Genomic DNA, 13,455 nt, shown 5'->3' on the forward strand with positions numbered 1-13,455 from the left:
ACGCCTCGGCGGCGGGCGGACCGCTACCGGGCGCGTACCGCGTCCAGCTCGGCCACCGAGGCGAAGGTGTCCGACGCACCGTGCTCACTGAGCACCTTCAGCGCGACGTGCCTCGCCTCCACCTCCGGGAACGGCACGGTGAACTCCGTGCGGTCCTCGGGGAAGCTGCCCGCGGCGACCGTCCGCCAGTGCTCGCCGTCGGCGGAGACCAGCACCTCGTAGTCCTCGACCCGGCCGTTGACGCCGCCGTCCTGCCGCGGCATGTACCGCACCCCCGCCAGGCGGCGCTGGGCGCCGGTGTCGACGGACAACTGCTGGGGCAGCGCGGCGCCGTAGTCGCTGTGCCAGTGGGTGTACGGGTCGTTGTCGACGGCGCGCGCGGCGCCGCCCGGCTCGCCGGCGCTCTCCTCGCTGGTGGCCGTCGCCGTCCAGCCCTCCTGCCCGTACAGGCCGGAGTTGGCGCCGATCTGGGTCTCGGGGTCGGCCGGGTCGGACGTCGTCAGCGGCAGCGCGTCGCCGACGCGGTCGTAGGTGTCGAGGAACGGCTGGACGGGTGAGCCGGCGGGCGTCGCCCAGGTGCGGTCGGCGACGACGGCGAGCGGGCGGCGGGCGAAGTAGTCGACCCAGCCGTTGGAGTACTCGTAGGTGCGGTCGGACCAGCGCGCCATCCGGTAGCCGAGGATGCCGGGCGCCGCCTCGAACGGGTAGTCGCGGTACACGTCGCGTACGTCGAAGAAGGCGTAGTCACCGGGCGTGGCGCCGAATCCGGCGCTCATGTACAGCTTGCTCTCCTCCATGCCGACCGTCGGGTAGCCCGCGGCGGCCCGGCCGCCGGGGGGCGAGAGCCACTCGGTGACCGCCGTGCGCTTGTCCGGCTCGATGCTCGTGGGCTGCTGGAAGTCCCACCACTGCCAGACCTGCGCCGTCTTGCCCTCGGCGCGCACGGCCGCGCCCAGGTCGTCGATGAACTCCACCAGCACGTCGCCGGGGTACGGGTAGCCCTGCTTCTCCTGGTACGCGACGAGTTCGGGGCACGCCTCCTGCGCCGGGCGCAGCGGGACCTCGTCGGTGCCGATGTGCAGGTAGGGGCTGTCGAAGATGCCCGCGACCTCGGCCACCAGTTCGCGGGCGAAGCGCCGCGTCTCCGGCTTGGTGTAGTCCAGCGTCCAGTGGCCGCGGTCGGATCCCTCCCAGCCGTTGTCCGGCCGGGCCATCGACTCGCAGGCGAACGCCAGGTCGGGGCGGGCGTCGCCGAGGGTGACCGCGTGCCCGGGCAGGTCGATCTCGGGTACGAGCGTCACCCCGTAGCGCGCGGCGTAGTCCTCCAGATCGCGCAACTCGCGCTTGGTGTAGTGCTGTTCTGCGACGATCTCCGGGTACTTGTCGCTCTCGATGCGGTAGCCGTTCCAGTCCGTCAGGTGGAGGTGGAAGGTGTTGAGCTTGTACCAGGCGAGCTGGCGGATCTGCTGTCTGAGGTAGTCGAGGGAGTAGTACCTGCGGCCCGCGTCGAGCATCGTGCCGCGCTCGCCGTGGGTGGGGTGGTCGCGCACGGTGCCGCGGGCGACCGTGTGCCGCTCGGTGCCGGTGCGCAGCGCCTGCAGCAGGGTGCGGGTGCCGTAGAGCACGCCGCGCCGGTCCGGGGCGGTGATCCGGGCGGAGTCGGCGAGGTCCAGCTCGTAGCCCTCGGGGGAGGGGGCGGAGCCGCCGAGGGACATGCCGATGTCGCCGGGGCCGGGGCGTCCGGTGGCGATCCGCGGGCGCAGTCCCTCCTGGAGGTCCAGCTCGCGGGCGAGCGTCGCCGCGGTGGGCGCCAGCTTCCCGGCGTCGTCGCGGTCCAGCACGATCCGGCTGTGCCGGGTCAGCTCCCACGTGCCCTGGCCGCCCTCCCACGAGCGCACCGAGGGGATCGTGACGGGCGCGGGGTTGGGCTCCGCGGCCTGGCCGGCGGGCGCGCCGGGGGCGAGGGAGAGCAGCATCCCGGCGGCGGCGGCGAGCCACAGGGCGCGGGTGCGGGGAAGCCGGGCCCGGCGGCGGGCGTACGCCCCGGGGTGCGGCATCGTAGGTGCGGACGGGGTGCGCGGTGCTGGCGCTGGGCTCTCCTGCGGCATGGCGGCTCCCTGGGACGACGGCAACTGCCCAGGCGTACCAGGGAGTCGGCGACCGCGGCCATGGACGGAAGTCCCGCGCGGCGTGGACTTCCGTGCCCGTACCGGATGTGGTGACGGCCCATTGCCATATCGTGTGAGGATCGGTCAAGCTGTTTGTGAATTAATCGCCCGGTCGAGGGAATCTTGACCGGCTCGTTTGCGCCAACCTTGCCCCTGTCCCGACATGCCGCACTACGGTTGGCGGTCCACCCAGGACCCCGGTGACTATGACCTCGGCTGCCTGCCCCCGGCTGGGCAGAACGGGCCCCGTGGGGGGAGCACGTGGTGTACACAGACGACGTGACCGGAGCTTCGTGGCGTACCGGCGGTGACGATCATGCCGACCGGGTGGAGTCGCCCTTCGCGCGGAGCTACCGGCTGCACGGATTCACGGTGCTTGAGCTGCAGGGCGAGATCGACCTCGCCGCCCTGCTCGATCTCGAGCCGTACCTCGATGTGATCACCGGCGCGGCGGCGCCGCGCGTGGTGATCGATCTGTGCGGGACGGAGTTCCTGGACTGTTCGGGGCTGCGGCTGCTGGTACGGGCCCGGCGGCGCACCGGAGACCGCGGCGGCGAGCTGCGGGTGGTCTGCCCCGAGAGCATCGCCGCGTACCGGATTCTGCGGTGCTGCGGCCTGCTCGGCATGCTCGCACCGGTGGCGACGCTGGCGGACGCCCTGCCCGAGGAAGACCCGGGAGCGGCCGCTAGTCAATTTTGATGAGGATGTCGCTCATGTGTGCAGCGCAGGCAGCAGAGAGCGCCCCCCGGGCCCCGGCCCCGCCGGCGCCGTGTGCGAGGAGTGCGACGGCAAGCGCTACACCCCCGAGGTGCTCGGGTACACGCTGCGCGGCAAGAACATCAGCGAGGTGCTGGGGACGTCGGTCGCCGGGGCGCACGACTTCTTCCCCGCCGGCCAGGCGCACGCCGTCCTCGGCCGGCTCGCCGGCGTCGGCCTGGGCTACCTGCGCCTCGGCCAGCCGCTCAACACCCTCTCCGGCGCGGAGCCGCAGCGGCTGAAGCCGGCCATCCACATGGCCGAGAAGGCGGCCACGTACCTCCTCGACGAGCCGACCAGGGGCTGCACATGGCCGACGTCGACAAGCTGCTGGCGCTGCTGGACCGGCTGGTCGACGACGGCGACCCGGTGGTGGTCATCGAACACCACCAGGCCGTCATGGCGCGCGCCGACTGGCTGATCGACCTCGGTCCCGGCGGCGGCCACGACGGCGGCCGGGTGGTGTTCACCGGTACCCCGGCCGCCCTGGTCGCGGAGGCGGACACGCTCACGGCGCAGCATCTGCGCGAGTACGTCGAACGGGACTGAACCGGCCCCGGGGGGCGCGCCTAGGCCGCGGCCACCCGCGGCATCCACATCGGCTCCTTGCCGAGCTCCGCCCAGATGTACCGGAGCAGCAGCTCGGACTTGAGCCCGGCGCTCCCCGGATCGTTCCACAGGTTGCGCGTCTCGCCCGGATCGGCGTGCAGGTCGAACAGCTCGCCGTACGTCCTGTCCTGGTAGACCGTCAGCTTGTAGCGGTCGTCGACGTACGTGCGCAGGCTGACCGCCGTCGGCTCGTGCCGGAACTCGCACACGACGTGGTCCCGCGCGCTCGGCGCGGCGCCGGTGAAGACCTCCGCCTGGCTGACGCCCGTCATCTCCCGGGGCACCGGCAGTCCCGCCAGCTCCAGGAACGTCGGCGCCAGGTCGACGGTCGACACCAGTGCGGAGGAGACGCGGCCCGCCGGCACCCGGCCGGGCCGGCGGACGAGGAACGGCACCCGCAGCAGGTCCTCGTAGTGGAACGCACCCTTGGCCTGCAGCCCGTGCTGGCCGAAGAAGTGCCCGTGGTCGGTGGTGAACACCACGAGGGTGTCCTCGGCCAGGCCCAGTGCGTCCAGCCGGTCGAGGATCCGGCCGACGTACGCGTCGAGCATCGAGACCATCCCGTAGTACGTCGCCACCAGCCGCCGCCGCTCCGCGGCCGGCAGCCGGTGGGAGTGGAAGCCGTGGACGTACTGTCCCGACTCCTGCCACGGCGAGAAGTCCGGCCGGTCCTGCTGGGTGAGGCCGAAGTGCGGCGGGTTGGCGTCGTGTTCGCCCGCGGCGGCCTCCGGCACGGTCAGCGCGTCCGGGTCGTACATCCGGTCCCAGGGCTCGGGCACCAGGTACGGCGGGTGCGGGTCGAAGAAGCTGGCCCAGCAGAAGAACGGTTCGTTCCGCTCGGCGTACCCTTCCAGCAGCGCGCCGGTGCGCTCGGCGATCCAGGCGTTGTAGTGCAGTTCCTCGGGGATCGGCCAGGTGTGCAGGACGCCGGGGTCCAGGGTGCCGGTCGGCGGCCGGAAGTACCGCCGCCAGTCCGCGCACCCCTGCTGCTCCAGCCAGAGCGCGTAGTGCTGTCCGGCGTGCGCCTCCGCGGTGTGGTTGCGGGCCAGCTCCACGTGGTCGAAGCCGTAGTAGGGGCCGTGGAAGTCCCGCCAGAAGTCCAGGTCCTGCAGGAGCGGGTACGACTCGATCGAGGGGTGCTCCTCCGTGCTCGCGAGCGGCTGGAAGTGCGCCTTGCCCACCAGCGAGGTGGCGTACCCCGCGGCGCCCAGGTGCTGCCCGAGCGTCGGCTGGTCCTCCGGCAGCTTGGTGCCGAGTGTCCATGCGCCGTGCTGGCTGGGGTACTTCCCGGTGATCATCGAGGCGCGGGTCGGGGTGCAGGTCGGGTTGGGACAGTACGCGCGCTCGAAGGCGGTTCCCTGGGCGGCGAGTCGGTCGAGGTGCGGGGTGCGGATCTCGGGATTGCCGCGTCCGAGGGTGTTCCAGTGCTGCTGGTCGCTGGTGACGAGCAGGATGTTGGGGCGGCGGGCGGGCTGCGTCATACGGTGCGCTTCCTGACGGGGGCGGACGGCGGGCGACGTGTCCGGGGCGGGGGACGGCGGTGGTCCGGAGAGGGCCACACCGCGCGCGCCCGGGGTATCCCGGCGACCGTGTGCGCCGGTTCGTCAGTGGTCATGGCACCTTTCTACCTGCGTCGCCGCCTGCTGCCGAGGGGTTCTCGCGTCCGGCCCGCGACCGCGTCCGCGGCCGGGCGCCCGCGCGTGACGATGCGGCCGCCGGCCGCGTCGACCGTGCGCATCTGCAGGGAGCCGCACTGGCAGCGGGTCCAGATCGTCATCCCCTCGCCCGTACCGTGACGCGAGACCGTCTGGAACGGCGTGCTGTCCGCCCAGCCGCAGTAGGGGCAGTGGCCCTCGAACACGTCGCATGTCCTCTCCCCGCCGTACGCTCCGGCGGTTGCCGTCCGGCCGCGGCCCGTCGGCCCGGGCCCGCGCTGCCTCGCCTCCAGCATGGAATCCTGATCCGTTCAGGTCTAGGTTGGATTTATGGACGGCATCGTGAAGGAGGGCCTACATGATTGACCTGCGCCGGCTGCGCGTGCTCCGCGCCGTCGCGTACTACGGCACCGTGACCGCCGCGGCCGAGTCGCTCCACCTGACCCCCTCCGCCGCCTCCCAGCAGATCCGGCAGTTGGCCCGGGAACTGGACGCCCGGCTGCTGGAACCGCAGGGCCGCCGGGTACGGCTCACGCCCGCCGCGCGCGGGCTGCTGGCGCACGCCGACATCATCGAGGCGCAGTGGGAGCGGGCGGCGGCCGAACTGCACGCGCTCGACGAGGAGCCGGCCGGGGAGTTGCGCATGTCCGGGTTCCCGAGCGCGATGTGCCGGCTGCTGGCGCCGGTGGCCGGAGCGCTGCGCGCGCAGCACCCGCTGCTCGACGTGCGGCTGCGCGAGGCGGAACCGGCGGACTGCTACGACCTGCTGTTCGACGGCGAAACGGACCTCTCCGTCGTGGAGGCGTCCGCCGACGCCCCGGCCCAGGGCGACCGGCGCTTCGAGCAGCAGACGCTCATCGAGGACCCCTTCGACCTGGTCGTGCCCGAGGACCACCCGCTGGCCGGGCGCGCCGGCATCGGGCTCGCCGAGGCGGCGGGGGAGCGGTGGATCATCGGCCCACCGGGCGTCTGGTCGCGTCAGCACGTGCTCGCGGCCTGCAGCGCCGCCGGTTTCGGGCCCAACGTGACCCATGAGGCGTGCGACTGGTCCGTGACGGCGGTGATGGTCTCGAACGGCCTCGGAGTGGCGCTCATACCCCGCCTCGCGCAGCTCTCCGGGGTGCCTTCGGTCCGCCGGCTGCGGATAACCGGGGCGCCGACCCCGTCGCGTACGTTCCTCACGGTCACCCGGCGCGGCGCGACGGGCAGCCCCGCGGTGCGCGCCGCGCTCGACGCGCTGCGCATACGGGCGAAGGAGACGGTCGGGTAACCCGAGGGCCCGCGGGCCCGTGGAATGCACGGACCCCGCGGGCCCGCGGGTGTGGGGGAGGGGGCGGGGCGGAGGAGGGAGCCCCGCCCCCCGGGGAGGGGGGTGGGTGACGACCGGACGGCAGGCGCTCGGGCAACCGCCGGCCGGCCGCCGCTCGGAGCCGGTGGTGAACCGGCGTGGCCGGGCGGGTCGTCGGAACGACCCGCGCCGGCCGGGCGGCGGGCGCCTAGTGGGCGCCGGCGCCGGTGAGGGAGCGGACCTCCAGTTCGGCGTACTTCTTGCCGGTGGCGTCCTCGTCCTTGGACAGGATCGAGCCGAGCCAGCCGAGGATGAAGCCCGCCGGGATGGAGATCAGACCCGGGTTCTCCAGCGGGAACCACTGGAAGTCGACCCCGGGCCACATGCTGGTCTCCTTGCCCGAGACCACCGGGGAGAACAGCACCAGGAACACCGAGGTGAACAGGCCGCCGTAGATCGACCACAGCGCGCCCTGGGTGGTGAACCGCTTCCAGAACAGGCTGTAGAGGATCGTCGGCAGGTTCGCCGACGCCGCCACGGCGAAGGCCAGCGCCACCAGCCCGGCGACGTTGAGGCTGCCCGCGAAGACGCCCAGCAGGATGGCGACCGCGCCGATCGCTATGGCGGCGATCCGCGCCGCGGCGACCTCTTCCTTCTCGGTGGCCTTGCCCTTGCGGATGACGTTGGCGTACAGGTCGTGCGCGAACGACGACGACGAGGCCAGCGTCAGTCCGGCGACGACCGCGAGGATCGTGGCGAACGCGACCGCGGAGATCATCGCCAGCAGGATGGCGCCGCCGGTGGACCCGGCTCCGCCGCCGACTTCCTCCGCGAGTAGTGGTGCCGCCGTATTGCCCGCCGCGTTGGACTCGATGATCGTCTCTTGTTTGATCAGCGCGGCGGCGCCGAAGCCCAGCGCGATCGTCATCAGGTAGAAGCCGCCGATGATGCCGATCGCCCAGAGCACGGACTTACGCGCGGTCTGCGCGGTGGGCACGGTGTAGAAGCGGATCAGGATGTGCGGCAGACCGGCGGTGCCCAGCACCAGCGCGATGCCCAGCGAGATGAAGTCGATCTTCGAGGTGGTGTTCACCCCGTACTTCAGCCCCGGCTCCAGGAACCCCGCGCCCTTCCCGGAGTTGTCCGCGGCGGCGCCCAGCAACTGGGAGATGTTGAAGTCGAACTTCGCCAGCACCAGTATCGTGATCAGCAGGGTGCCCAGGATCAGCAGCACGGCCTTGATGATCTGCACCCAGGTGGTGCCCTTCATGCCGCCGATGGTCACGTAGAGGATCATCACCAGGCCGACGAGGACCACGATGAGGTTCTTGCCCGCCTCGCCGGTGATCCCCAGCAGCAGGGCGACCAGCGCGCCCGCGCCGACCATCTGCGCCAGCAGGTAGAAGATCGACACGACGATGGTGGACACCCCGGCCGCGGTGCGTACGGGACGCTGGCGCATCCGGTACGCCAGGACGTCACCCATGGTGAACCGGCCGGAGTTGCGCAGCGGTTCGGCGACCAGCAGCAGCGCGACCAGCCACGCGACCAGGAAGCCGATGGAGTACAGGAACCCGTCGTAACCCGCCAGCGCGATGGCGCCGGCGATGCCGAGGAAGGAGGCCGCGGACATGTAGTCCCCGGAGATCGCCAGACCGTTCTGGAAGCCGGTGAACGAGCGGCCGCCGGCGTAGAAGTCGGTGGCGTCCTTCGTCTTGCGTCCCGCCCAGACCGTCACCGCCAGGGTGAACGCCACGAACACCGAGAAGAGCGTGACGATCAGCGTACGGTGCTCGCCCGGATCCGACTGGGCGACCATGTGCAGCGCGCTCGTGGTGGCGCCCGTCATTTTCCGACCTCCGTGCTGTTGCCGGAAACCCGGCCCTCGACCTCGGCCTTGAGCTGCTCGGACCTGGGGTCGAGCTTCGCGGCGGCGTGCCGCGCGTACCACCATGCGATGGCGAACGTGGTGGCGAACTGCAGGATGCCCAGGACGAACGCCACGTTGATGTTGCCGGCGACCTCGGTGTCCATGAAGCCGCCGGCGTAGTTCGACAGCAGCACGTACAGCAGGTACCAGGCGATGAATCCGATGGTCAGCGGAAACGCGAACGATCGGTGCGTGCGCCGCAGCTCCCCGAACTCCTCGCTCTGCTGTACTTCCTCGTACACGTCCGGCGATCTGCCGGTCGGGGGTGTGCTGCTCATCGCGGCCTCCATGGGCGCCTTCGGGGACGGGGGTGTCCGGACGGGCCGGGCGCGGCCACCGTAGAAGCGTGCGGGCCGCCGCGGGAGCCGCCGCGGAGCCGCCGTGGGGTGAACGGCGGCGCGGATGCGCCGAGCGGTAGTGAAGGCACGACGAGCGGTCGGCCGGGAGGCCGTAGGCGGTCCGTCAGCCGGCCGTACGCCCCGGGCGGCGCGGCAGGTTCAGCGTCTCGGGCGCGTGCAGCCGCAGCAGCGCGTGTGCCGTACCGCTGGGCACGCTGCGCCGCGTCAGCCACGAGACCCCCACCATGACCGCGAACGCCAGCGGCACGGTCCACGCCGCCGGCCGTGCGAGCAACGCCCCCGGCCAGCCGCCGAGTTGCACGCCGAACATCGTCGCCGCCACCGTCACCAGCGCCGCCCCGCCGCCGGTGAGCAGCCCGGCGGCGGCTCCCTGCGGCGTCAGCCCGCGCCACCAGATGCCCAGCAGCAGCAGCGGGCAGAACGACGAGGCCGCCACCGCGAACGCCAGCCCCACCACGTCCGCGACGGGCCGCTCCACGACCACCAGCGACGCCAGGCACGGCACCGCCGCGGCGGCCACCCCGGCCAGCCGCAGCCGCAGCACGGTCGCCCGTACCTCGGCGCGGGCGTCGGCCGCCTTGCCCGGCGGTGCCGTCGCCCTCCGGGCCCGTCTGCGCTCCAGCTCCTGCCCCAGCACACCCGCCACGGACATCGTCAGGCCGGAGGCGGTGGACAGGAACGCCGCGAACGCGCCGGCGGTCAGCAGCGTGCCCAGGACCGCCGCGGCCGGGCCGCCGCCGAGCAGCCGGTCGGGCAGGAGCAGCAGCGTGGCGTCCGTGCGGCCGGTCATGAGGAGTTCGGGGGTGTAGAGGCGGCCGAGGGCGCCGTAGAGCGGCGGCAGCAGGTAGAAGGCGGCCAGCAGCCACAGCACGGTCCAGGTGGTGCGGCGGGCGGCCGGGCCGTCGGGGTTGGTGTAGAAGCGGACGATGACGTGCGGCAGGCCCATGGTGCCCAAGAGGGTGGCGATGAGCAGCGAGTACGTGCCGTAGCCGGGGTGTTCCGTACCGGACAGCGGGCGCGTCCAGTTCAGGCCGTCGACGGGCTCCTCGTCCACCGGGTGCGGTACGTCGGCGCCGGCGGGGAAGCGCACCCGGGTCTCCGTGCCGATCGCGTGCACGCCGGGGCCGATGCGCACCCGCTCCCCGTCCAGCCGCTCGCCGTCGAGCCGGCCGTGCACCGTGACCCGTACCGGATCCTCGACCCGTACGTCGACCGCCTGGTGCACGGTCACCGTCGTGGTGTCGCGGAACCGCGGCGGCGCGTCGGCGTCCGGCCACGGCGCACCGTCCGCGCGCCAGGCCAGCAGCAGGAAGATCACCGGCACCGCGAGCGCCGTCAGCTTCAGCCAGTACTGGAACGCCTGCACCGCCGTGACGCTGCGCATCCCGCCGGAGGCGACGGTCGTCACCACCACCGCCGCGACGGCCACCGGGCCGACCCACAGGGGGGCGCCGGTGACGGTGCGCAGCGTCAGTCCGGCGCCCTGGAGCTGCGGCAGCAGGTACAGCCAGCCGATGAGGACGACCAGCACCGAAGCGAGCTGCCGCACGCGTGTGGACTGCAGCCGGGCTTCGGCGAAGTCCGGGACGGTGTAGGCGCCGGAGCGGCGCATCGGCGCCGCCACGAACGCGAGGAGCACCAGATAGCCGGCGGTGTAGCCGACGCCGTACCAGAGCATGTCGGCGCCGTAGGCGAGCACGAGGCCGGCGATGCCGAGGAAGGACGCCGCCGACAGGTACTCGCCGCCGATGGCGGAGGCGTTCTGCAGCGGCGTCACCGCGCGGGAAGCGACGTAGAAGTCCGAGGTGGCGCGGCCGGGGCGCAGCCCGTACACGCTGAACAGCGCCGTGGCGACGCAGACGACCGCCACGGCGACGGCGGGCTGGACGGTGTTCACGTGCGGTGCCTTGTCACGACTGCGGTCACGACCGCTCGACCAGGTCGGCGAACTCGGCCTCGTTCTTGCGCACCTGACGCTGGTAGACCCACGCGAGCGCGAGGATCACCGGGTGCACCGCGACCCCGATCACCAGCCAGGGCACGGGCACGCCGGCCAGCGTGGTGTCGCGCACGCTGGGCACCGTCGCCAGCAGCACCGGCAGGAAGCCGAGCACGACGGCGAGGGCGCCGACGACGAGGGCGGCGAGGCGCAGTTGGGTGCGCATGAGGGAGCGGAGGTAGACGTCGCCCAGCGGGGTCTGCCGGCCCAGGTCGTCGGCGACGAGGGCGCGGCTGCCGGGCAGTGGCTGGGAGCTGCGGGCGGCGAGGGTGCGGGGGTGTGCCACGGTCACGCGGGGCGGTGGCTCGGCGGGTTCCGGCGGGGCGGCGGTCTGCGGGGTGCGGCTGTGCGGCACGGGGGACCCGGGCGCCGCCGCGTTCCCGGCGCCGTCCCGGCCGCTCTCCCTCGTGCCGTTCTCCCGGGTGCCGTCCTTGCGGTTACCGCCCTTGCGGATGCCCGCCTTCGCCACCCGGCCGCTCAGCGTGCCGCCCTTGCGCGTGCCGTCCTTCGGTGCGGAGATCCCCCGATCGCCCGCCATGTCACACCGCCGCCGTCGGTGGATGTCGGACCAGCATCTCGCGGACCTGCCGGGTGTGCCGCCGGCTGACCGCCAGCGCGTGCCCGCCGAGCACGACGTACGTACGCCCCGCCTCCATGCGCAGCTCGCGCACGTGGTGCAGGGCGACGAGGTGACTGCGGTGGATGCGGACGAACCCGGCCGCCCCCCACCGCTCCTCCAGCGTCGCGAGGGGGATGCGGACCAGATGGCTGCCGCCGGCGGTGTGCAGCCGCGCGTAGTCGCCCTGGGCCTCGGCGTAGAGCACCTCGCTGCGCTGCACGAAACGCGTGACGCCGGCGAGCTCGACGCTGATGACCTCGTCCGGCGCCGCCGCGCGCTCCGTGGCCGCGCCGCCCTGCTCCGGCTGCTCCCCGGACACCGGCTCCGCGGCCGACTGGGCGCACCGGCGCACCGCCTCCGCGAGCCGCTCCGGCGCCACGGGCTTGAGCACGTAGTCCGCGGCGTGCAGCGCGAAGGCCTCCACCGCGTGGTCCTCGTGCGCGGTGACGAACACCACCCGCGGCGGCTGCGCGAACCGGGATATCAGCCGTGCCAGCGCCAGCCCGTCCAGGCCCGGCATGCCGATGTCCAGGAACACCGCGTCCACGGAGCGGCCCGAGGCCAGCGCCCGGTCGAGGGCCAGCAGCGCCTGCTGCCCGTCGCCGGCCGTCTGCACCTCGGCCACCCGCGGGTCGCGGCGCAGCAGGTACGCCAGCTCCGCCAGGGCAGGCTCCTCGTCGTCGACGGCGAGAGTGTGCAGCATGCGGGAACCCTATGCGGGGCGCGGCGGCAGCGAAACCCGTGTATCGCTCACATCCCGCCCGGGCCGCCCTGCACCGCGTCCGGATGGAACTTCGGCACCCGGACGTGCACCTTCGTCCCGGCGCCCGGAGCGGTCTCGATGACGAGGCCGTAGGCGTCGCCGTAGACCTGCCGCAGCCGCTCGTCGACGTTCCGCAGCCCGATGCCCGGCGCCCGTGGCGCGTCCCCCGTCAGCTCGGCCAGCTCGGCCAGATCCCCGGCCAGGGTGCGGGCCAGAGTCTCCGCCGCCATGCCGGCGCCGTCGTCCTCGACGCTGATCAGCGCCTCGCTGCCGCCGTCCGCCGCGGTGATCGTGAGCCGGCCGGGTCCCGGCTTCTTCTCCAGCCCGTGGCGCACGGCGTTCTCCACCAGCGGCTGCAGGCACAAGAACGGCACCACGACGCTCAGCACCTCCGGCGCCACCCTCAGCGACACCTCCAGCCGGCCGCCGAAGCGGGCGCGCTCCAGCAGCAGGTAGCGGTCGATGCAGCGCAGCTCCTCGGAGAGGGAGGTGAAGTCACCGTGACGACGGAAGGAGTAGCGGGTGAACTCGGCGAACTCCACGATCAGCTCGCGGGCGCGCTCCGGGTCGGTGCGTACGAAGGAGGCGACGGTGGACAGGGAATTGTAGATGAAGTGGGGCGAGATCTGCGCGCGCAGCGCCCGCAGCTCCGCCTCGCTGGCGGCGGCCCGGGAGCTGTCCAGCTCGGCCAGTTCCAGTTGACCGGAGACCCAGCGGGCCACCTCCGAGGCGGCGCGCACCAGGCCCGCGGATGCCTGGGAGGTGAAGACGGCGAGCACGCCGTCGACCCGGCCCGCGACCGCCAGCGGCACCGCCACGGCGTGCCGCAGCGGGCAGTCCGGCCAGGTGCAGGCCACCTCGCGGGGGCCGATGACCTGGGTACGGCCGCTCTCCGTGACCTGCGCGGCGGCGCCGGGAACGGCTTCGGAGTGGTCGTGGCCGGGCTTGCCCTCGGGGCCGTCCCAGGCCAGCAGCCCTCCTTCGCCGTCGGCGAGCGCGAGGGCGGGAGCCCCGAGCAGGTCGCGCAGGTGGGGGGCGGCGCGGCGGGCGCTTTCCGCGGTGAGGCCGGCGCGCAGCGCGGGGGCGGCGAGGGACGCGGTGTGCAGCGTCTCGTACGCGGCGCGCTCCTGCGGCGTGCCGTACTGCCGGTTGCGCGCGACGTGCACGCCGATGAAGGCCGCGGCGGCGCAGAGCACCACGACGGCTCCGAGCAGCAGCGCGGCGGTGGCGGCCGACATCCCGGGCATGGACGGACGCTACCGCGCCGGGGCGTCCGGCGGCAGCGGGCGTCGTCGGGCCGTGCTCCCGG

The 13,455-nt window shown here is 73.2% G+C and carries 11 protein-coding genes and 1 pseudogene; 3 read left to right on the top strand and 9 right to left on the bottom strand.

All coding sequences use genetic code 11. The features are described from left to right. Positions 1–23: 23 nt before the first annotated feature. Entirely contained in the window at positions 24–2,057 is a 2,034-nt protein-coding gene (locus tag I003_RS0115125; protein ID WP_486584230.1) for a family 20 glycosylhydrolase, read from the bottom strand. 375 nt (positions 2,058–2,432) lie between these two features. Between I003_RS0115125 and I003_RS0115130 the strand changes: the two genes are divergently transcribed. Next, positions 2,433–2,867 (top strand): STAS domain-containing protein, encoded by a 435-nt coding sequence (locus tag I003_RS0115130; RefSeq protein ID WP_027772295.1) that lies wholly within the window; start codon positions 2,433–2,435, stop codon positions 2,865–2,867. 67 nt (positions 2,868–2,934) lie between these two features. Then, a pseudogene (locus tag I003_RS34850) lies at positions 2,935–3,473 on the top strand (excinuclease ABC subunit UvrA); the annotation flags it as partial. Between the two features lie 20 nt (positions 3,474–3,493). Here I003_RS34850 and I003_RS0115145 read toward each other — a convergent pair. Next, on the bottom strand, positions 3,494–5,014 hold the full coding sequence (locus I003_RS0115145) for a sulfatase-like hydrolase/transferase (RefSeq protein WP_027772298.1): 1,521 nt from the start codon (positions 5,012–5,014) through the stop codon (positions 3,494–3,496). 143 nt (positions 5,015–5,157) lie between these two features. After that, entirely contained in the window at positions 5,158–5,394 is a 237-nt protein-coding gene (locus I003_RS32290; RefSeq protein WP_051368261.1) for a hypothetical protein, read from the bottom strand. A gap of 152 nt (positions 5,395–5,546) precedes the next feature. Between I003_RS32290 and I003_RS0115155 the strand changes: the two genes are divergently transcribed. Then, positions 5,547–6,458, top strand: a complete 912-nt coding sequence (locus I003_RS0115155; protein ID WP_027772299.1) for a LysR family transcriptional regulator — start codon at positions 5,547–5,549, stop codon at positions 6,456–6,458. 226 nt (positions 6,459–6,684) lie between these two features. Here I003_RS0115155 and I003_RS0115160 read toward each other — a convergent pair whose 3' ends face one another. From I003_RS0115160 to I003_RS0115185, 6 genes are all read right to left on the bottom strand, one after another. After that, on the bottom strand, positions 6,685–8,325 hold the full coding sequence (locus I003_RS0115160) for a sodium/solute symporter (RefSeq protein WP_027772300.1): 1,641 nt from the start codon (positions 8,323–8,325) through the stop codon (positions 6,685–6,687). Beyond that, entirely contained in the window at positions 8,322–8,696 is a 375-nt protein-coding gene (locus I003_RS0115165; protein ID WP_027772301.1) for a DUF485 domain-containing protein, read from the bottom strand. The genes I003_RS0115160 and I003_RS0115165 overlap by 4 nt, the downstream gene beginning before the upstream one ends. A gap of 172 nt (positions 8,697–8,868) precedes the next feature. Next, on the bottom strand, positions 8,869–10,662 hold the full coding sequence (locus tag I003_RS0115170; protein ID WP_027772302.1) for a sodium/solute symporter: 1,794 nt from the start codon (positions 10,660–10,662) through the stop codon (positions 8,869–8,871). A gap of 25 nt (positions 10,663–10,687) precedes the next feature. After that, on the bottom strand, positions 10,688–11,302 hold the full coding sequence (locus tag I003_RS0115175) for a hypothetical protein (RefSeq protein ID WP_027772303.1): 615 nt from the start codon (positions 11,300–11,302) through the stop codon (positions 10,688–10,690). 1 nt (position 11,303) lies between these two features. Further along, positions 11,304–12,086 (bottom strand): LytR/AlgR family response regulator transcription factor, encoded by a 783-nt coding sequence (locus I003_RS0115180; RefSeq protein WP_027772304.1) that lies wholly within the window; start codon positions 12,084–12,086, stop codon positions 11,304–11,306. A gap of 47 nt (positions 12,087–12,133) precedes the next feature. Beyond that, positions 12,134–13,384, bottom strand: coding sequence for a histidine kinase (locus I003_RS0115185; RefSeq protein ID WP_027772305.1), 1,251 nt, complete (start codon positions 13,382–13,384; stop codon positions 12,134–12,136). Positions 13,385–13,455: the final 71 nt, after the last annotated feature.

The sequence above is a fragment of the Streptomyces sp. CNQ329 genome (assembly GCF_000482585.1).

Excerpts from the sequence above, each read along its gene's own strand:
- I003_RS0115165 (WP_027772301.1), bottom strand. The coding sequence starts at position 8,696 with ATGGAGGCCGCGATGAGCAGCACACCCCCGACCGGCAGATCGCCGGAC.
- I003_RS0115185 (WP_027772305.1), bottom strand. The coding sequence starts at position 13,384 with ATGTCGGCCGCCACCGCCGCGCTGCTGCTCGGAGCCGTCGTGGTGCTC.
- I003_RS0115155 (WP_027772299.1), top strand. The coding sequence starts at position 5,547 with ATGATTGACCTGCGCCGGCTGCGCGTGCTCCGCGCCGTCGCGTACTAC.
- I003_RS0115145 (WP_027772298.1), bottom strand. The coding sequence starts at position 5,014 with ATGACGCAGCCCGCCCGCCGCCCCAACATCCTGCTCGTCACCAGCGAC.
- I003_RS0115125 (WP_486584230.1), bottom strand. The coding sequence starts at position 2,057 with ATGCCGCACCCCGGGGCGTACGCCCGCCGCCGGGCCCGGCTTCCCCGC.
- I003_RS0115180 (WP_027772304.1), bottom strand. The coding sequence starts at position 12,086 with ATGCTGCACACTCTCGCCGTCGACGACGAGGAGCCTGCCCTGGCGGAG.
- I003_RS0115160 (WP_027772300.1), bottom strand. The coding sequence starts at position 8,325 with ATGACGGGCGCCACCACGAGCGCGCTGCACATGGTCGCCCAGTCGGAT.
- I003_RS0115175 (WP_027772303.1), bottom strand. The coding sequence starts at position 11,302 with ATGGCGGGCGATCGGGGGATCTCCGCACCGAAGGACGGCACGCGCAAG.